The following is a 20481-nucleotide window of genomic DNA, read 5'->3' as shown; positions in this document are numbered from 1 at the left end:
TATGTTATGGGAGCCATTCTTTTTCATTTACTGTAAAAGAATGGCTCTCATTTATTCTCCAAGGGAGTCATCATTCATTCCATTGAAGGGAACAAATCTTTAACAGCGGCTGGAGCCCACAGTCATTCCCTCCCGTAACTCACCCACGTCATGAACACGTAATTCAAAGGGCAAGGAGGTTTTCTTTAATCATATTCGTATTTGTAAAAAGACAGGTAACGTGATATAATAATGTTAGTTAATATATTAAAGTAAGTTGTTTGTTGATAATGAACTTGGATAACTTATGGTTCTTAACTACTCTATCATGAGGGAGAGATGCACGATGAATCTTAAACCACTTAAAGGACAACACCATGTCTCAGCTATAACGGCTAATGCGAAAGGTAATTATGAATTCTATACACAAATATTAGGGCTAAGACTTGTCAAAAAAACAGTTAACCAAGATGATACTTCTGTATATCACTTATTTTATGCCGATGAGCGGGGAAACCCGGGTACAGATTTGACCTTTTTCGAAATTCCTCATGCTGGTCATACTGTTTTCGGGACAAATAGCATCTCACTTACTTCACTTCGTGTTCCGAATGATGCATCTATACAATATTGGAAAAATCGTTTCGAGCAAAGCGCAGTCGATCATGATGAGATCGTGCAGGTGGCAGGCCGTGCATCGCTGTCATTCCGTGATTTTGAAGGCCAGCGTTTAATGCTTGTCTCTGATGAGCACAATGTTGGGACCCCTGGCGGTAAGCCATGGGACAAGAGCCCTGTACCAGCTGAGCATGGCATTCTAGGCCTGGGTCCTGTTACCTTAACCGTATCCCGTCCGGAACGGACCGCAAAGGTGCTGATGGACGTACTGAATTACCGCGAAAAGGAGAGCTTCACCTCCGCTGGACAAGAGCAGAGCCAGGTTCGTGTGTTTGAAACAGGAGAAGGCGGCACTGGCGGTGAAGTTTATTTGGTGGAACGTGATGATCTGCCTAGAGAACGGCCAGGGCGGGGGAGCGTGCACCATGTAGCTTTCCGGGTTGAGACCGAGGAAGAGCTTCGTAAATGGGTGGACGTACTCAACCAGGCGGGGCTGCCCAATTCAGGATTTGTTGAACGGTACTACTTCCGTTCCCTATATTTTAGAGAGCCAAATGGCATATTATTCGAGTTGGCCACAGATGGTCCTGGCTTCGAGGGCGACGAGTCTTTCGAGCATCTGGGGGAACGCCTGGCACTGCCTCCGTACTTCGAAAATCAGCGGGCAGCAATTGAAGCGAAACTAAAACCATTGGAAACTACAAACTAATAATTAACCATAAAGGAGGGGTTCAAATGAAGCATGTTTTTATAGAGGGAAAAAGGAAGGACTTGCCGACTTTACTGCTGCTTCACGGTACAGGCGGCAACGAACGCGACTTGTTGTCATTAGCAGAAATCATTGCGCCTGATGCGTCTGTGCTTGGAGTTAGGGGCAACGTCTTAGAAAATGGAATGCCTAGATTTTTCCGTCGGCTGGCTGAAGGCGTATTTGATATTGAAGATCTTATTTTCAGGACGCAAGAGCTGAATGACCATATATCGGATTTTGCTGAGCAGTACAGCTTTAATCGTGATCATGTCGTAGCTATCGGTTACTCGAATGGAGCCAATATCGCGGCAAGTTTGTTATATCACCATCAGAACTCACTTCAAGGTGCTATCCTATTCCATGCGATGGTTCCCCGTCAACATATCGAGCTGCCCAGCCTGGCTAACGTCCCGGTCTTCATTGGAGCAGGAAAGCGGGATTCGTTGATCGACCCGGAGCAAACCAAAGAGCTTTCCGCGCATTTGCGTCAAGCAGGTGCAGATGTAACCGAATATTGGACAGAGGGCGGACATCAATTAACACGCGAAGAGGTTGAAAAGGCCAAAGAGTGGTTTGATCAGCATTATACAAACCGGAAATGAACTTAATACTTGATATCTCTTAGAAGACGCTCCAGCAATTGTGGGGCGTCTTTTAATGCATAAAAGAGAACGTATATGATGCTCAATTTTTTTCATCTGTAATTGTTAGGGCAAGCTTGTGGAGACACAAAATTACCAATCTTCAACCCCTGCGCCTACAACCGCGAGGGAATTCCCCCTCCAGCAAAGAGAAAAATCTTTTTTGGCCGTCCGTTTGAGAATAGCTTGTTCTGAACTCTGCAGTTGAGAGAGAGGGAAGGGATGTGGGAGGAAGAGCGATAGCGTCCGCATTTAAAGATGTGTTTCTACCACCAAGTCCAAATAAGGAAACACATCTTTAACAGCGGCTGGAGCCCACATTCCTTCCCTCCTGCTACGCTGCCAATTCTTGAACAGGTACCTCAAAGGACGCCACTAAGCATTTTTCTCCGTACCAAATCCATAAAATATTGTGCAGCAATGGATAAAGAAATGTCCCGTCGTGTCGCCGCACCTATGGAACGCGTGGGTATTGCTTCAATGGGCTGCAGTTGAAATAGCTTTTCAGCCATTAATTCAGACTTCACAAAGGAGCTTGTCACAAAGGCGGCCCCATAGCCACGCTGAGCCAGCTCAATCAACATATCCAAACTGCTGAGCTCAATATCGACTTCGACAGATAAGCCTTGAGAGGAAAGCCACTGTTCAACAAATTGTCGGGTGCTGCTTCCTTGAGACAAGAGGAGAAGTGGTATTTGGGCCAGCTCTGCCGAAGAAATCGGATGATTGGCCATTCCCCTGTAAGCAGGACCTACGACGAAACAATCTTGAATAGTGATTAAATGCTCCACATGGAGGTCATGATCAAATAAGGGCAGATGAACAAAACCTAAATCAATTTGCCCTTCTTTTAGCTGTTTCCTGATTTCCGCAGTTTTTCCTTGCGATAGACGGATGCGAACGCCCGGGTTATCGGTATGGAATTGATCCAGCGGAGACAAGAGAAGATGCTTAATAATCGGCCCGCTAGCCCCTATGCGAAGCTCTCCTGCTGCAAGATTTTTTAGAGAATGAACTTTACTTTCCCCGGCATGGAGTAATGAAAAAGACTGCTCCACATATTCGAGCAAGGCAATGCCTTCAGATGTCAGCTTGATTCCTTTGGAAATCCGGTTAAACAGCTTCACACCTAAGCCCGCTTCCAATTGCTTCAGCGCATAGCTAACAGAGGGCTGAGTAATATGAAGCTCTTCTGCGGCCCTTGTTAAATTGCCTAATCTAGCTGCATATAGAAAAATACGATACCATTCCATATTCATCATCATTATGATATAGATCCTCTCTATGACAAGTTGATAAAATTACGATTTCATTTATTTTGATGGGGAAATTATAATTGAAGTAGATCTTATATGTCAAATGACCATAAATGAACACAAATAGGAGGCTATATCATGGCTGGAAATACGTTTGGTGACATGTTTAAAATTACAACCTTTGGCGAATCGCATGGTGAAGCAGTTGGAGTTATTGTCGACGGGGTTACACCTGGAGTAGAAATCGATGAGCAGTACATTCAGATTCAAATGGATCGCAGAAAACCAGGCCAATCGTCGGTTACCTCTCCTAGAAAGGAATATGATATCATTCGTATTCTTTCGGGTATTTATGAGGGGAAAACTACGGGAACACCGCTATTTATTATTTTGCAAAATACAGATATGAGACCCGAGGCTTACACGGATATTCAACATGCATTCCGTCCAGGACATGCGGACTTTACTTATCTGAAAAAATATGGAATCCGCGATCACCGGGGCAGTGGAAGAGCTTCAGGACGGGAGACAGCAGGGAGGGTGGCGGCAGGAGCAGTCGCCCGTAAATTGCTGGAAAACAGGGGAATAAGTATCATTGCCTACTCCCAAGAGATCGGGGGAATCCGCTGTAATACATTTGATGAAAGCATAATCGAAAAAAATGATGTGAGAGCTTGCGATCCTCAAGCTGCAGAAGCAATGATTGAAAAAATTCAGTATTTATCGTCAATCGGGGATAGCTGTGGAGGCATAGTGGAATGCAGAATTCGAGGTCTGAGTCCAGGCATAGGTGAACCTGTGTTTGATAAGCTTGATGCCGAGCTTGCCAAAGCGATGCTTTCGATCGGTGCTGTTAAAGGAATCGAATTTGGTGCTGGCTTTGCAGCAGCTGACATGCTGGGCAGCGAGCATAATGATCAAATGGACGCTACCGGTTTTTTGAGCAATCATTCGGGTGGCATTGTTGGAGGGATAAGCACAGGAGAGGAGATTATATTCAGAGTTGCTGTGAAGCCGACTTCTTCTATTTCTCTTCCACAACAAACCGTCCGTACTAACGGGGAGGAGCAGACCATCGTCACTAAGGGACGGCATGACCCATGTATTTGTCCGAGAATTATTCCTGTGGTGGAAGCCATGGCCTGCCTCGTTATTGAAGATCAATACAAGCGGCAAGCAGCGCTGCATGATAAATCCTCTTTTTGAATCGACAATCATTGACAATTTTTCACCCCCATTTGTGTTTCAAAGCATAAGGTGTTAGTGTAAGTAGGTTATAGTGTCCAATCAAAAATTGTCACAAGAAAGGAACTACATAAGTGAACACACCCAAACACCTAGGAAAAATTTTGATTACAGGAATGGCCTCATTATTAATTTTTACAGGGTGCAGCCCAAAAAACGAAGCAACAAATGGAGCATCATCCAGTCCTGGCAGTCAAGCAACAAGTGAGACTAAACCGGAGTTTAAAGGGAAAACGTTAACTGCACCAGATGGTAATTTTGAGATCACTGTACCAAAAGAGTGGAAAGACGACGCTGCCCTCAAGCAGTTAGCCAAGATAAGTGCGTCTAATCGTGGTAAAGAACAGTATATTATGATAAATGAAGTGTCTAAGAATGATTATTCCGATGGCGCAGCATTAGAGGATTTTAAGAATACGTTTATAAGCGGCACAGCCGTATCTCTCAAAAATTATAAAGAAGATGAAGTGTCTGAGATCACTATTGATGCAGTACCAGCTACCCAATTAATTTTCTCAGGGGAAGCTGAAAACATCAAAGTAAAATATATTGTTGCACTGTTGGAAAAAGGAAACTCATTTTATCAACTTGTGACATGGTCGACAGAATCGAAATTCGAAGCAAACCTTAGTACTTTTGAACAAGTACTTCATACATTTAAAGTTCTTAAGGAAACAAGCGCTGAAGAAACTGCAGGTACCACAGCACCTTCAGCAGCTCCTTCTGCAAACAGTAACGAACCAAAAGTTATGAAAAGCAAAGATGGCAAGCTAGAGTTGACCGTTCTTGGAGATTGGAAGGAAGCTAATCTGAATGAAGAAGCTGATCTGCAAGGGGCGAAGCTGAGTTCCGAAGATTACTTCATTATTATGAAGGAAGAGAAAGATCTCTTTGCTGATGATATGAAGCTGGCAGAATATAATAAAATCATCGCGGATAATATGAGTGCCGGGCTTCAAAATGCAACTGTTTCAGAGCCTGTTTCACTTGAAGTTAACGGGCAGCCAGCGCTGCAGTCGGAGATCACAGGTGAGGTTGATAAAATCAAGATTGCTTACTTATTGACGACAGTTCAATCATCCAAGCATTTCTCGCAGGTTTTATTCTGGACCCAGCAAAAGCTGATGGCTGAAAAGAAGCAAGGGTACATGGATGCTACAAAAACATTTAAAATTATCGAATAGAAAAGTCTGTTTTCTTCGATCTATATGCTAGCATTAAAAGTGCCAGAAATCCTTTGTAAATAAGGGTTTCTGGCATTTTTTATAGTTTTATTAGAAAGTTTAAGTTTTGGGCTGATGCCTGGAGTGGGAAACTCTCGAATACACAGTGCAGCTTTAAAGTGTAAAAGTTGATGAGTGTGCCCCTTCATCCTCCAAGGGAATCAGAACGGAAGCTCAAATTATCCTATCGCCACTAAGGGATGCGGTGAGGATGAGCGTTAGTGGTTGCCTGCTCTCAGCGGAAATGAGCGTGATCCACTTAAGGGAAAATGTTTTTCATCGCTAAAGCAAGGATATGAAGAGGAACTGGATGCTTTAACGATGAAAAACATCGTTAAGCATCAGCTCCACTCAGCTGCACGCGCTCATCTTCACCAGCGCCTGCGCCTGCTAGGAAATCTCCTCCAAACAAGACAAAAACCCTTGCTGGAGGAAGAGCGATAGCGTCCGCCTTTAAAGAGTTGTTCCAACCTCTACATCCATTCCATTCAAGGGAATAAATCTTTAACAGCGGCTGGAGCCCACACCCCTTACCTTCATAACGCACCTAAGTCACGAACACGCTTATCAAAGGACGAGCTAACAATTGCCTAATGCATTTTTGTCAGCTAAGAGTTACTATGGATATAAATTCGCTGGTAATCGATTTATCCATATATTAAAGCGTTATCTTTATATGAGTGAGGCAGTCTGGGTTGTATAATTTAAAAGTAAAAGAGTTTTCTCCGTGAACGTTTGAATAACTGATTGTTTGAATAACTGATTGTTCGAACAACTAAACGTATGAACAGTTGAACGATTGATGAATTGAACGAGTGATCGAGATAACACTCTAGGTACCCAACCATGGTCTTACAGGAGGAACGTATATGAATGTGAATCGGGATCAGCTCGTTATGTCTATCCAAATCGTGGTCCCATACTCCGGAGCGGAGCTGTTTACGGAGCTCTGGTCTGAGGAGGAGCGGGAAATCGATTTTGACAGCGATCATGGGGCGGCAGGCCGCTGTACAACCGCGTTCGCAGCGATGGAGCTAAAACGACATTTGAGTCGCAGCCTGCCGGCAATTCCGGTTCGATTCGTCGAACAAAGGAGCGGGAATGGATGCTACATTGCGCTCCATATTGCTGATTCTCTCCGGCTTGACGAAGCATTTACGCTGGAGCGCATCGGGGAAGGTGTTGTGGTAACGGGCGTTGGCAGAGCCGGCGTACTCTATGGGGCGTATGAGCTGCTGCGTTTACAGGGATGGCGCTGGTATGCACTTGGAGATGCCGGGGCAATCATGCCGCAGCAAGGCAGTTTTTTGATTTTGCCTGAAGGCAAATGGGAAAGAAAAGCATCGATGGATATGGGGCGTGGCTTTGATTTTGAATATGTTTCTATGGAATCAGAAACATTCTTTCTGTGGATGGCCAGGAATCGGCTGAATGTTACTGCATACCGGAGCTCTACCGCGGCCTTTTGCCGTAAGCTTGGCATGATATTTAAAGTAGGCGGCCATATTTTTGAAGCGATTCTAGATCCAGATCGCCTACTCTCAAGTGGCATTACGGTCTGGGAGCAGCATCCGCATTGGTATGGGCTGCCTGAGAATGGAATCCGGATCAAAGAAGAGGCGTTGCGCATCCAGTTTTGCGTGTCACAGCCGGACTTAATTGAATTTTTGGGTGCTGAATTGGTCCGTCGTTTGCAGCGGGATTGGAAGGAAGCTGACCGTGTCGATTTATGGGGCTTTGACACTTGGGGACATTCCTGCATGTGTACCGCTTGCCAAAATCTTGGCAGCAGTGCAGACCGGCTGCTGCATTTCGTTTCCGGGCTTAGGGGCATCATAAACCATGCTTTGGCTCTTGGGGATATCGGGCATCCTATCCGCTTGATCATCTGTGGCTACGAAGGAACGGATACCCTTGACGGTCCACAGTATCCAGTCCCGGATAACGTAGCTGAAGCTGGTGATCTAGTCGTTTATTATCCAATCAATCGCTGCTATGAGCATGATTTGGATGCTGGAAGCTGCTCTGCCAACAGTCGCTACCACGGAGCTTTACAGAGCTGGTGCGATCTCAAATCCACACTTCCTGTCATTATGGGAGAGTACTATAACGTTTCCAAATTTGAAGATTTACCGCTTCTTTTTACATCCCGTATGGCGCATGACATTCCAGCTTACTGGCGGATGGGGGTAAAGGGTATCACTTATATGCACGTCCCGCTTGTCAACTGGGGGATGCGGACATTAACACAATTGCTTTATGCACAGCTTAGCTGGGATGCGGAGACGGATACTGACCGTTTCTTACAGGAATACTTTGTTAATTGGTATGGTCCTCATGCAGTAACCATGAGCGAAGCTTACGAGTCTATAGAGCAGGCATGGGGTTATATTGCTGATTGGCGATCATGGAAAAAAGACAGCGTATTGTCGCTGCTTCTTGCTTGGGATGGTGCCAAGCCTGTTCAGCCGTTAGCAGTGGGTGACCATTTCCAGCATCAGGCGGCTAATGCCGTTCAGGCTGGAAGAATGTCACTTGATCTGCTGGATCAGGCGCTGCAGCTTATCCTCACTGCGTTAGCGGATGACAAGGCAGCTCTTGCTTCGCAAGCTCTCGCCACTTGGAAAGTAGCTATCAATCCGGTCGATGCCAGGGCGCAATCGTTGGCCGAGCTTAGGTTTGAGCTGCGTCTCGGTGAAGATCGCCGGTTACTTTTGTATGGAATCGACACGCTCAAGCTTCAGGTGGAATTCGTAGTGTACTATGATGCACTTTACAAAGGAGATGAGTCGCTAGTCAATGTCTCCTGGCAAAGAATCGAACAAACAGCTGAGCGAATGGATGCCTATTTCCTGCCGATCGGATACGAGCAGCCCGGAGCTGGTCTTGAGAGTAAAGCTGCGTTAACGCGCAGCCAACTAAGGGAATTGATCCGGCGCTGCCGCACTTGGCGTCATCTACAGCTAGGTTCGAAGCAGCACACATAGGATGCGAGGGAGGCTTACTTATGGATAAAATTGCGGAAATAGGAAACGCAGGAGATGTGGGAAATGATGGAAACGTGGGAAATTTTGAAAAAGCGGGAAGTGTGGGAAACGATCGTTTAACGAATTTCTTGATCCAATGGGATACGGCACAGCAAAATGAGTATACCCTTATTCTCCCACAGCCTGTGGATGAATCCTGCTTTCTTGACTTACCGATTCACGCCAGCATAAAATCGATGCTCGGAGTCGATCTCCTCATCAAAGATGTTAACGATGAGCAGGTGCATGAAATCATCATCGTCGTCGAGTGGGCGGGGAATGAGCATATTTATGCGCTGCTGCCAGAGCAAGCGCGAAAGCGTGCACATAAGATCGTGTTCAGAGCCCGGGATTTCACATTTGCCGGCACAGTATTGACAATTGGACTCCCAATCTGGCTGCCGCAGCGTCCGCTCATTCCTATTCATACAGGTGAGAGCCTGCTCGATATGTTTACAAGTGATGGTTATTATCGCGTGGACATGTGGAACAAAGAGGGGAGCGATGCCCCTGCAACCGCTGTGGATGACGGGCTTAACCGGGATTGGAATTTTGCACGGTTGAAGCTGACCATTCCGCAAGACGGCCCTGCAAACAAAATCACTTATTCGCGGGATTACGATCATGACATCCGCGAATTTCAGGCATTTATCGTATGTATCTCCATAGAAACAAAAGGGAGATTTAGTCTTCGAGCAGTTATCGATGGCGAGGTTAAGCTACTGATAGATAGCCACAAAGGTGCGGGGATGGAAGAGTTGCGAGTACCGATACAAGGGAACAAGCTGCAGGGAATCACGATCGAGCTAGCCAGTGATAGCGAGGGACAGCATTTAGCGCACTTGTACTGGTTCATGCTGGAGAGCTGTGGTGCTGATCCGCAGGACTCCAATGAAATCAGCAGTATACCGGATATTGAGGATCCCATAACCATGGGCGCTGCAGAGTCGGAGGGCTTGCCCCTCAAGCTTTTGTTTGATGATACGGGTTTGGCGCAGCTTAAACAAACCATTTCATCTGGTACAGGCAAACGCTTCTATGAAGAAATTATTGCCGAGGCTGACTTAAATCAGGGGTACCGGCCGGAATCGTATGTAGGCACCTATTTTCCCGCGTACTGGGCTAACCAGGGAATTGAACGAGCTTCCGTTCCTTATGAAAAGACGCGCCATTGGTTCAGTACGCTCGTTTACAGCTCGCTAGCTTATTTGCTGGGGGGAGAATTAAAATATGGCCTTTCCGCCAGAAGGGCGCTGTTGGCCCTTATCCAATGCCAGGAATGGTGCGGGGGCTTCCTATGCCGCATACCGAAAGGAATTACAGGCTATCGTGCACCGTTCTACGAGGCTCATCTGATGCAGGGGGTGGCGCTTTGCTACGATTTCATTGGAAATCTGCTTTCTGCCGAAGAGAAAAGAGCGGTGGAGGATGCTGTTTATGAAAAGGCGATTCCTGCGCTTGATATGTTTTTGCGAAAAAATAAGGACGGATACTTGCTTGAAAGCAACCAAGGCGCTGTATATGCGTCCGGGATTCTATACGCTTGTCTGGTAGCAAGAAGAAGTCATCCGGACGTCGATACGATTCTAGCAAGGCAATCCGAGTGGTGCCTGCGAATGATCGACAACTATTACAAAGCAGACGGAACGACAGGGGAAGGCATGATGTATTGGGAATATACGACGCATTATGTCATAGAATGTCTGATGCTGATCGCCCGTCAACGGAATAAGACGGTTCTTGATATTGCGCCTTCACAATTGAAGGAAGGAATGCAATACGTCCTGCACATGCGTTCTCTGAACGATAACAACCTGGGCTTCTTGCCCATAGGCGATTGCAAAACAGATAGCTTTTTGTACATGGGACCTTCCTTGCTGTTTTTTGCCAAATATTATGAGGATACGTCAGCATATTGGATGTGGCATCAGTATTACGACCGCTCTTATCAACCGGGGAGCTCCTTTTTTGGCTCAGAGCTAAGCACCGGCCAATACACGACAAACGGCTTGTTGACTTTATTGCTTTATGAGGATCGAGCGATTGCAGAAGCAGCTTTACCAGACAGTCAGAGGTTCGAATGTGATCGCATTTTCTGGCGTACAGGTTCCAGGGAGTCGGATTTGCTGCTGTTTTTTGAAGGCGGCAGGCAGTCGTTCGAGCATACCCATTACGATAAAGGGCAGTTTATCATCCAGGCCAATGGAGAGTTTTTGGCGGCGGATCCAGGCATGATCTATTACAGTAAGCCCGGGCATGTTCACTATGTGCAATCCGCCTATCATAATATTGTGACCATTCGGGGAAAAAACCAATCCTACAAGAACGCTGAACAGGCTGTGAAGATATCTGTCTATGATAATGATGAACAGTTCAATTATTTAAAGGCTGATCTGGCCAATAGCTACAAAGAATTGGAGCGCTATGACCGCACACTGCTTTTTGTGAGGCCAAATTATTTTCTAGTACTTGATGAACTGGTTTCCCCTACAGGTGGAATCGAGTGGAACTTCCACAGCCGCGGCAAATTTCGGTCCACGGGTGACAATAGCTTTATTGCCGAAGCACCCAAAGCTGGGCTTATGCTGCAATATGCCTGCGATGTGAAGCTTGAGCATCGTATGAGTCAATATGAGGATGAGAGTGCGACAACTCATAATCTTGTCTTTTGCCCTGCTTCTGATGCTGAGGTCATGAATATAGCTGCCTTGATGATCCCGTATCCCGCAAACGGCAACGAGCCACCGATTGACATCACTAGCAAACCGATACAAGGTGGAACATGGTTCACCGTCTCGGGGTCCTGGGGAACTGATACGCTGCTTGTCAGGTTGGGGAAAGGTCCGATGGTTTGGTCCGGGGAGCAGATTTCAGAGCGTATCAGAGTTATCCGCAGCGGTACAAATCCATTGTCGAGATCATTTGGATAGCTGCATTTTATATCCTAGCATAGCTAGATTTCTATGGAATTAATTATACCCTCTCACTTCTCATCCAAGAAGTGGGAGGGCATTGTTTTACGATCCTATATACCTTTGACTGAATACCTTGCCATTCCAGTATTTGTGGGTATCTTCCTTCATCCGCTCGTTGTTTAATGCCATTTCTTTATCCGCGATCAATTTTGCGGTTCCATATCCGCCTACCAGTTCCTCGGCCCATTTTCGCCCGTACTGGTGGTGCGTCACTTCATCGGCCCAATCAAAATCAATTCCCTGAGCCAACAGCTTTACAAAAGGTTCTTCGGATTCCTGAGCCAATTTTTTATAAAATCTCGCTTCTTTAGGCATTTGTTCTTTCTTCATCGCTTCACCTTCGACGCCGACGGATAACCACACGTAGGAGGCAGCGACCGGTTTGTCCATATGGGGATCGTAGTCTCCTTTGAATTGCGGCTGTGTAAACCACTCGAAACCTCCGAGATCGAGGACGGCCTGCCCGTAAAGCGTATGTCTCATTTCATCCCAGCAGTGTCTGGATAAGTCATCGTAAAACTCCCAGGGCATCCCATGCTGCATCACAAGTGTAGCGGCAATAAGCTCAGCTGCTCCCAGCTCCTCTTGGCGGATGCGGGCGGATTCGGCGGCGCCAGCTAGTACATTGTCCAACGGTTGGTTTTTTACACCTGTGCGGCCAATGGTTTCACCACCCATACGCGGGTCCCGTACAGCTTTAACCGGGATGGCGAAAGCTTCTTTGGATCTCCAGCGGATAGGCGTTCGGTTTAGGTCTGCTGATTCTCCGGCAATACCGCCGCATTCATGAAGCAGCTCAAGCAAATGCTCCTTGTATGCTTTCACACTTTGCTCATCATCTACGATAATATCATATTGATCTGCATGTGCCGTAAAAAATTGGGCATCATCAAGCAACACAGGTTGAATCGCTAATCCCCATGCAAGCTGATCGTCCAGATCTGTCATCGCTTGCTTCATCAGACGAACTGTCGGATAGTCTACGAGAGGCTGGGTAGCTTCCAAATATGCTTTATATAGACGTTGAATTTCGGGCTTGGCAATTTCGTATATGCCTACCCACAATTCATAATCCGAGCGAGCCATTAGCAATTCGTCCCAAAATAACTCCAGCCATGGGTCAGGGGATTTCATCTTCTGCAGCTGTGGATTGCGCAGCTCAGAGGCCCGATCTACCCAAGCCTTCATAGCTTGAGCGTCTTCATAAAGACTTTTAGCCAATCCCGCCTTGAAATGCCAGTTCATCCGGGCGGGCAGCTGCGCGGCTTCGATCATCATCAGCCGATAGTGCGAGTACGCCAGTCTTTTTACGATTTTCGAAGTGTCCTCCACACCATATTTTCCAAGCTTCTGGGCATTGTGAATGCCTGCGTATTGATACATGGGCTGCACTCCTGTTCAATCTTATTTTTGTTCCATAATGAAATTGTAAAGGAGTACAGACCCGGGAAAAAGAACCGATATGTCGCAAAATGTTCTCGATGGAACCTTTTCGTAAGGTTGTAAGTTGTAACGGGAAGATCGACCATGTACTGGAGGTGATGCCGGATGTACATTAAATTTGCACCCAAAATCAGTTCACCATATCTGCCTCTAATTTCCGTTGATGCGGGCTGTGAAAAAATTATGCGGACTGAACAATGTGAGTGGCCTTTTTATCAAATGGTTTGCTGCTATCAAGGTGAAGGAACGGTCGTCATCGGGAAGGATTCAATCGATTTAAAACCAGGCCGATTGTTATTGTTGAAACCGGGAACTGTTCATGCCTATATATTTCGGGGTCAAATGTATCATTTATCTTGGGTTTCCTTCACCGGCTACCTTGCGGATAATCTTATGGAGCATTATGGAATTGAACCTGCCTATGCAACCATTAAGGACGCTTCTCATCCCACTATCCACAGAGACATCTTATCCGTGTTGGAGGAAGTGGAGAATTACTTTGTTATCGATCGGATTTCTGTTATTCTCTATCGAATTTTGATCAGCTTTTTTATGCAGTATAGAACCGGACCTGAAGCCATGGATGTTTCCGATTCCACGAATATTCATTTGCAGAAGGCTATCAGTTGGATGAAAGCAAATTTGTCCTCACCTGTGGATATTAATCACATATCCCAAGAGCTTGGGCTGTCGCGCCAGCATCTGACAAGACTCATTCGAAGGAAGTTCGGCATGTCTTCCATTGAATTCTTTACAAAGCTGAAGCTGCTTGAAGCGCAGAAGGATCTGGTCAAGCGGCCTGAAAGAAGTATTAAGGAGATTGCCGCTAAATTGGGCTTTACGAATTCCAGTCATTTCGCGAGAATCTTCCGTGAATATTCAACGTATTCACCTTCAGAGTTCCGGGCGGTTTATTTACACAGGATAAGAAGCAGCGGGAGTATGGATTTCAAGCAGATTTAAAGGCGGATTGAAATATTTCAAAACAAATTCAATGAATTTAAAATTTAAAAGGGAAGGTAATTGCCGTAAGATAAATAGACACAGAAAGGAGTATGTCTATGAAGCAAACAGAGGCGAACTTGGCAGCGGGGGGGACCGCGAATATAATTTCGACGAGCATGACGTCCCGGCATAGAAGGTCTTTGCGGGATGTATGGAAGGAGTACAAGAGAGCAAAATATATCATGCTCTTGTTGCTGCCTGCGATTATTTGGTATTCTTTGTTCTATTATGCCCCTTTTTATGGCGTGCAGATTGCTTTTAAAGATTATAATCTCATGGATGGTATTGCCAAAAGTCCCTGGGTCGGATTGGATCAGTTTAAACACATGTTTACTGCTTCCAATGATTTTGGACGCATAATCCGCAATACGATCATCATTAGCTTTTATCACATTGTTTTCGGATTTCCTGCTCCTATAGTTCTCGCACTTTTATTCAATGAGTTGAGGTTGCAGAAATTCAAGCGGATTACGCAATCGATTATGTATTTGCCGCATTTTCTATCCTGGGTAGTACTGGCAGGACTGCTAACGACTATTCTGTCACCAAGCGAAGGCATTGTGAACTTTATTATTAAAGCTTTGGGGTTCAAAGAGATTTATTTTATGGGAAATCCAGATTATTTTCGCTTTACGCTCGTTGTTTCTGCGATGTGGAAGGAGGTAGGCTGGGGAACGATCATCTACCTGGCTGCACTGGCGGGCGTCAATCCTCATCTGTATGAAGCCGCGGTGATGGATGGGGCAAATCGCTGGAAACAAACCTTGCATATCACGCTTCCGCAAATCTTGCCGGTGATATCCATTATGTTCATCCTTCGTATCGGGAGCTTGCTGGATGCCGGCTTCGACCAAATTCTAAATATGTATAACCCGGCCGTATATAGTGTTTCAGATATTCTCGATACCTATGTATACCGGGCAGGTATTCTGCAACTGCAGTACAGCTTCACAACGGCGGTGGGACTATTCAAGAATGTGATTGCTTTCGCCATGGTGCTGCTTGCCAATTATTTGATCAAAAAAAGCGGCCAGGAAGGACTGTTTTGAGATGACACCTTACATGACTATAGGCGAGAAGCTGTTTCAGGTTTTTCTAGTTGTATTTATATCGGTTCTGTCTATTATGATGGTGTATCCATTCATTCATGAATTGTCGATCTCCTTCAGTACGACAAAAGAAGCGCTTCGATATGGAGTACACATCTTTCCCTTGGAAAGATCGTTGGACGCATACGCAACGGTGTTTGCTTCCGACAGCCTGTGGAGGGACTTTGGCAATACTATTTTTCGGACAGTAGTTGGGACATTCCTTTCCTTGATTTTTATGACCATGAGCGGATATGCTTTATCCAAAAAAACATTGCCGAACCGCGGCTTCTGGACCTTGTTTATCGTCTTCACGATGTTTTTCAGCGGTGGTTTGATCCCGACCTTTTTATTAGTCAAGAGCTTGGGACTGTACGATTCGAGATGGGCTTATATTATTCCCGTCCTCTATCAGACGTTCTCCATGCTGATTATGAGAAACTTCTTTATGGGAATTCCTGAGGAATTGGAGGATTCGGCAAAAATGGACGGAGCGAATGATATTTCAGTTCTGTTCAGAATTATCGTTCCGCTGTCCATGCCCATTCTGGCTACGATTGCTTTGTGGACCGCAGTTTATCACTGGAATGAGTGGTTTCTGGCTATGATTTATGTTCAGGATCCCGATAAAACAGTGCTGCAGATTTTCCTGAGGAAATTAATCATTCAAAACTCCGGCAATGATATGGCCGACATGATGGCTTCACTGAATACACAAGCTACTCCGGACACGATCCGCGCGGCAGTGCTAATGGTTACAACGCTTCCTATTCTGTGCTTCTATCCTTTTCTTCAAAAGTATTTTGTGAAGGGAATTCTGGTGGGTTCACTGAAAGGATAAGTTATAATTTCATTCATTTCAGTTTGAAAAAAGGATTATAGTCGTTGAATTGAAAAAAAACAAACCAAAATCAATGAATTTAACATATAAAATGGCCGGAAAATACCCTATTCTGAATTTGCTTAACCAAAATGTTGCACAATCATAACAAGGGAGGAAACAGTATGGACAGCAAGTCAAGGAAACATGCAAGAAGAAAGTATTTGGTTCTATGTATCGCTGTAATGATGATGGTCAGCATGATTGCAGGCTGCGGCAGCGGGAATAAGGGAACAGGAACGAGCACTCCAAGTAATGAAAGCGGTTCAAACCCAAGCAGCAGTCCTCAGAGCAGTGATTCGGGCAAGCCTATGGAAATCTCATGGTTGGGGATATACCCGCCGGATAAAGACGGGAACATGGTACAAAAGTTTATTGAAGATAAGTTCAATGTCAAGATTACAAACATCCGCATCGACCGCAGCAATTATGAGGACCAGTTGAATATTAAGCTGGCATCTGGCGTTGTGCCTGATATGTGGATCACAGAAGGCAGCGAACAATTCTACAAATATGCCAACCAAGGTTTAATGGCAGAGCTGAATTTGGATGATGTCCGCAAACATATGCCGACCAATGCAGCAAATATTGACAAGGTGGATAAATCACTTTGGGACGGTGTCATGCTGAACGGCAAAATGATGGGGATTCCGCGTTACTGGATGGAAGGCGCTTCCTTCTTCCTGCCGGCCTATAACCAGAAATGGCTGACCGCAATCGGATATGATCATGCTCCAAAGACGCTGGATGAATTTGTTGATGTATTGTACAAATTCACTAATGATGATCCCGATGGTAACAACAAGAAGGATACCTATGGCATGACGGACCGGGGCAAGGATTTTTCAATGGGTTCCTTCACTGCGATCTTTTCTGCCTTTCAGATCAATCCGTTCCAGTGGACGGTGAATAAAGATGGTAATTTACAATACGGCTTCACAACTGAGCAAGCCCGCAACGGCTTTAAGCTTCTTAATAAATTATATAAAGATGGTGTCATTGATCCGGAGTTTATTACGGATGATGAGCTCAAAGTCCAACAAAAGAGTATAAACGGGCGCGTTGGGGTGACCGACCTAGGATTCTGGTATCATTATTACCCGGAAAATTCCGGCAGCTTTGGAGGTAAAGCGAAGGCGGCAGGCAATGAGCATGTGGTGGGGCAGGGACTTGATAGTCCTAATGGTCCGGCAAGAGCACTCGGCTGGGGTCCGGCAGGCGGCATGCTAAGCTTTGGCAAGCAGCTGGAGAAGGATCAGGCAAAGATGCACAAAATCATGGAAATTATTGATTACCTGATTACAGATGACAAAGCGTATTTATTATCGCGATTTGGTGAAGAGGGCACTCACTATGAAATGACTGCGGACGGTGTGGCTAAGCCGATCGGTGATTTTGGCGATATGGCCAAACTGGGCTCTTCAGTTGGTGCCGGCAGTTTCTACAATGTACTGATGGGCTCGGCAAATATGTACCACTTTGATCAAACGAAGGATTCTTTGGACTACCGTGAAAAAGTAAACGCGGGTACTCTACAACTGCGCGATGCATTAACGTTCCCGCTGCCATCCAAAACGAAATACCCGGATCTTGGTAATCTGGAAAACGAATACTGGGTCAAATTTATTACCGGGCAGATCGATTTGGAAAGCGGTTGGGACAAATGGCTTCAAACCTGGAATGATGCTGGCGGCAAGGCGCTGACAGATGAGGCCAACCAAACGTATGCCAGTATGAAGTAAGCTTGAAATAGCCAATTTGTTGGATCAAAGCAGCTGCGGTTCCGATTCCTTATGAATCGGAACCGATATTTGTATGTTTACAAGCATGGTAAAAAACTACAACAGCAATTTCACATCAGACTTGTTATAATGATAGTTACCTAGAGGCCTTCATTCGAAAACATTTAGTGGAAGCGCATACATAAAGTAGTTGAGAGGGGGAGCTTCACTATGAAATACAGGACTAAGTTCAAAAACAACGTTTTAACCCTTATGATTATATCCTATAGCATTTTTGCCGTGATTATAGTTGGGGTCATAGGCATCTTTTTGTTTACACGGGCCAATGATATTATGGTTCGTGAAATTTCTGCTGAAAGCAAATACCGTCTGGAAAAAATGAGTGATTTCACAGAGCAGTCCTTGCTGAATAAATATGAGGAAACGTTTTTGAACAAAACACTTCCATCTATAGAGAAGCCTTCAGAGCAGGAGCTGTTTTATTTTTTGAATAACCCGATTAAGGACAATCAATTCCGCATCGTTCAACTGGTGCAGAATTTAAATAACAGCATTTACACCTTTACGGAAACAGACAATATTACATTGTTTTTTAAGAAGGACAATTTTCTAGTTGATCATGAATACTTTTATGAAAGTCCGCAAAGCCATTTTGACACTGCATTCATAGATGAACTGCCATCTATAGAGCCTTATCACTGGTTTCATCGTACGTCTGCCAACGGGAAAGATTTGCTTACTTATGTTTATACGCTTCCTTACAAAGCGACTGGAGAACGGATTCAAGGTTACATGTATATCGATATAAGTCTGCCTAAGATGACATTGCTATACCAGGATATGCTGCAAGCATCTAAGGAAAATATATATATTTTTGATGAAAACCATAATTTGCTCCTCAGTGCGCTGCCCCAAAGCGAACATGACATGCAGTTGATTGAAAAATTAAAAAAGGATACAAAGAGCGATTTTCTGCTGGATAAAGGGGACGGTCAGGAAAATGTCGTCTCTTATTTGCCGCCGGCTGCTTCCAAGCAGGGGTGGAGCTATGTCATGATCAGGCCGATGAATAACTTTGCTCTATTGGCCAAAAATTTTAAAGCAGAGATTCTCTTAATCTGTATCATCGTTCTGATATTCGGATTGATTTTTTCCTATTTCCTGTCCAGAAGGTTCTATATGCCCCTCAAAAAATTGCTGTTCAACATACGTAATCTTTATGATGTTCCCAAGCCGTTCCAGCCAAACAACGAATACAAAACTTTGGATAATGCCATTCTCTTTCTGGAAAAGAAAATCACCCACCTGGAAGATGAAGTCAAGACCAAACAGCTTATCCAGATACTTAACGGGAGTATTTCCAACCTGAAAGGCGATTTGAAGATCCCGCTGAACTGCAGCTATATCGTTACGATGATTAAGACCGCATCCGGTGCGGCAGAAGAGATTAAAGCTCAGTTTGACCGCATGTGCCACAGCTATCATTATGAATCCGTTGTGACCCGCGATGATGAAATTGTCGTTTTGTTTTTTGAGGAAATAGCAATGATGGAAAGCGGCGGCGGCGGCTTTATGAAGTGGATCGAAGAGGATCTTAAGAAGTTTTTTGCGATCATGAATCAAACGGGTGATTCCTTTAAATGCGCTGTGGGGTCTGCGGAGTTCTCGCTTGACCGTATACATCTTTCTTATCGTAATGCAAATGAGGTATTCCAGTATTTTTTCCTTTATCCGGACCGAAAAATGTTGAGCTATTTAGATATCAGTGAACGTCAGGGATTGGTAGGTCTGTTTAAATACAACCTGTTTGAGAATGCACTCAAAGCGGGGAATCGGGAAGCCTTGGACGGATTTTTGAGCGATTTTGCGCAGTCACTATGCAGTCAGGCAGTAACGATGGAGGCCGTTGAGCTTTCCCTCAACCAATTGGTCAATACATTGGCGCAAGTGATGGTAGAGTGGAACGCTGTGGAGAAGTATATATCCATATCCGATTTGTTTGCCAATTACAAAAAGATCTCGCTGCACGAAACGATTCAAGGAATTCGCGAAATATGCAACGAGTTGATCCTGCAGCTAGAAGCACATTCCATAAACAGCCACGAGGAAGTCATCCTCGAATTGAAACAATATATCGATTCTCACCTGGATGAAGATATTTCACTAGATTTGTTGTCCCAGAAAGCTTCTTTGTCTCCTTCTTATATTTCCACTTTATTCGGGACCGTTATGAAAGTCTCCTTTTCGGAATATATGACGAAACGCCGGCTGCATCGTGCGGCAGAGCTTCTAAGAAATGAAAGGACCGCCGTTAAGGACATCGCAGCCCAGGTAGGTTACCGAAACGTGCAATATTTCTGCACCAAGTTCAAGGAACATTATGCTGTAACTCCAATCCAATATCGAAATTCACGCAAAATAGTCGTGGACCAGGACCCCGCTAAAGCGGTTCCGAACGGGGAGTAATTGACAGGAATTTATTACAAATAATCGATTTGTCCATATATTGAATGATTCTCTTCATATCTATTTCAGTTGTCCGGATAGTATAATTTAATCCAAGGGACTAAGGAATGGAATGGAGGATTGATGATGAATCATTATTAAAA

13 protein-coding genes are annotated in these 20481 nt (G+C 45.0%); 11 read left to right on the top strand and 2 right to left on the bottom strand.

The genetic code is table 11. The annotated features are described in order from the left end of the window. Positions 1–325 precede the first annotated feature (325 nt). Both J2Z66_RS07395 and J2Z66_RS07390 read left to right on the top strand, forming a co-directional pair. On the top strand, positions 326–1306 hold the full coding sequence (locus tag J2Z66_RS07395; protein WP_209970710.1) for a ring-cleaving dioxygenase: 981 nt from the start codon (positions 326–328) through the stop codon (positions 1304–1306). 26 nt (positions 1307–1332) lie between these two features. After that, positions 1333–1950, top strand: coding sequence for an alpha/beta hydrolase (locus J2Z66_RS07390; RefSeq protein ID WP_209970709.1), 618 nt, complete (start codon positions 1333–1335; stop codon positions 1948–1950). A gap of 401 nt (positions 1951–2351) precedes the next feature. Here the strand turns inward: J2Z66_RS07390 and J2Z66_RS07385 are convergent, their stop codons facing one another. Further along, positions 2352–3254 (bottom strand): LysR family transcriptional regulator, encoded by a 903-nt coding sequence (locus J2Z66_RS07385; RefSeq protein WP_312894433.1) that lies wholly within the window; start codon positions 3252–3254, stop codon positions 2352–2354. Between the two features lie 129 nt (positions 3255–3383). On the opposite strand from J2Z66_RS07385, the gene aroC reads away from it, so the two are divergent. The 4 genes from aroC (at position 3384) to J2Z66_RS07365 (ending at position 11669) form a co-directional block, all read left to right on the top strand. Beyond that, the gene (gene aroC / locus J2Z66_RS07380) at positions 3384–4451 is read left to right on the top strand and encodes a chorismate synthase (RefSeq protein WP_209970708.1); all 1068 of its coding nucleotides are present in this window, start codon (positions 3384–3386) and stop codon (positions 4449–4451) included. Between the two features lie 113 nt (positions 4452–4564). Further along, positions 4565–5674 carry a PsbP-related protein gene (locus J2Z66_RS07375; RefSeq protein WP_209970707.1) on the top strand — a complete coding sequence of 370 codons (1110 nt, stop codon included), beginning with the start codon at positions 4565–4567 and terminating at the stop codon, positions 5672–5674. Positions 5675–6582: 908 nt separating this feature from the next. Beyond that, a complete protein-coding gene (locus J2Z66_RS07370) occupies positions 6583–8700 on the top strand; it encodes a DUF4838 domain-containing protein (RefSeq protein ID WP_209970706.1) in 2118 nt (705 codons plus the stop codon). 20 nt (positions 8701–8720) lie between these two features. Then, complete coding sequence (locus J2Z66_RS07365; protein ID WP_209970705.1) at positions 8721–11669, top strand: heparinase II/III domain-containing protein; 2949 nt, start codon at positions 8721–8723, stop codon at positions 11667–11669. Between the two features lie 87 nt (positions 11670–11756). On the opposite strand, the gene J2Z66_RS07360 is transcribed toward J2Z66_RS07365, so the two are convergent. Next, positions 11757–13097 carry a hypothetical protein gene (locus tag J2Z66_RS07360; protein WP_209970704.1) on the bottom strand — a complete coding sequence of 447 codons (1341 nt, stop codon included), beginning with the start codon at positions 13095–13097 and terminating at the stop codon, positions 11757–11759. Positions 13098–13262: 165 nt separating this feature from the next. Between J2Z66_RS07360 and J2Z66_RS07355 the strand changes: the two genes are divergently transcribed. From J2Z66_RS07355 to J2Z66_RS07335, 5 genes are all read left to right on the top strand, one after another. Further along, positions 13263–14120, top strand: a complete 858-nt coding sequence (locus J2Z66_RS07355) for an AraC family transcriptional regulator (protein WP_209970703.1) — start codon at positions 13263–13265, stop codon at positions 14118–14120. A 98-nt stretch (positions 14121–14218) separates the two neighbouring features. Beyond that, a complete protein-coding gene (locus J2Z66_RS07350) occupies positions 14219–15211 on the top strand; it encodes an ABC transporter permease (protein WP_245375335.1) in 993 nt (330 codons plus the stop codon). 1 nt (position 15212) lies between these two features. Then, positions 15213–16091, top strand: coding sequence for a carbohydrate ABC transporter permease (locus tag J2Z66_RS07345; RefSeq protein WP_209970702.1), 879 nt, complete (start codon positions 15213–15215; stop codon positions 16089–16091). 164 nt (positions 16092–16255) lie between these two features. Further along, positions 16256–17872, top strand: a complete 1617-nt coding sequence (locus J2Z66_RS07340) for a type 2 periplasmic-binding domain-containing protein (RefSeq protein ID WP_209970701.1) — start codon at positions 16256–16258, stop codon at positions 17870–17872. 210 nt (positions 17873–18082) lie between these two features. Then, complete coding sequence (locus tag J2Z66_RS07335; protein WP_209970700.1) at positions 18083–20338, top strand: helix-turn-helix domain-containing protein; 2256 nt, start codon at positions 18083–18085, stop codon at positions 20336–20338. Positions 20339–20481: the final 143 nt, after the last annotated feature.

It is taken from the genome of Paenibacillus eucommiae (assembly GCF_017874215.1).
In the GTDB taxonomy this organism is placed as follows: domain Bacteria; phylum Bacillota; class Bacilli; order Paenibacillales; family NBRC-103111; genus Paenibacillus_AI; species Paenibacillus_AI eucommiae.
This window is presented reverse-complemented; position numbering and strand designations above follow the sequence as displayed.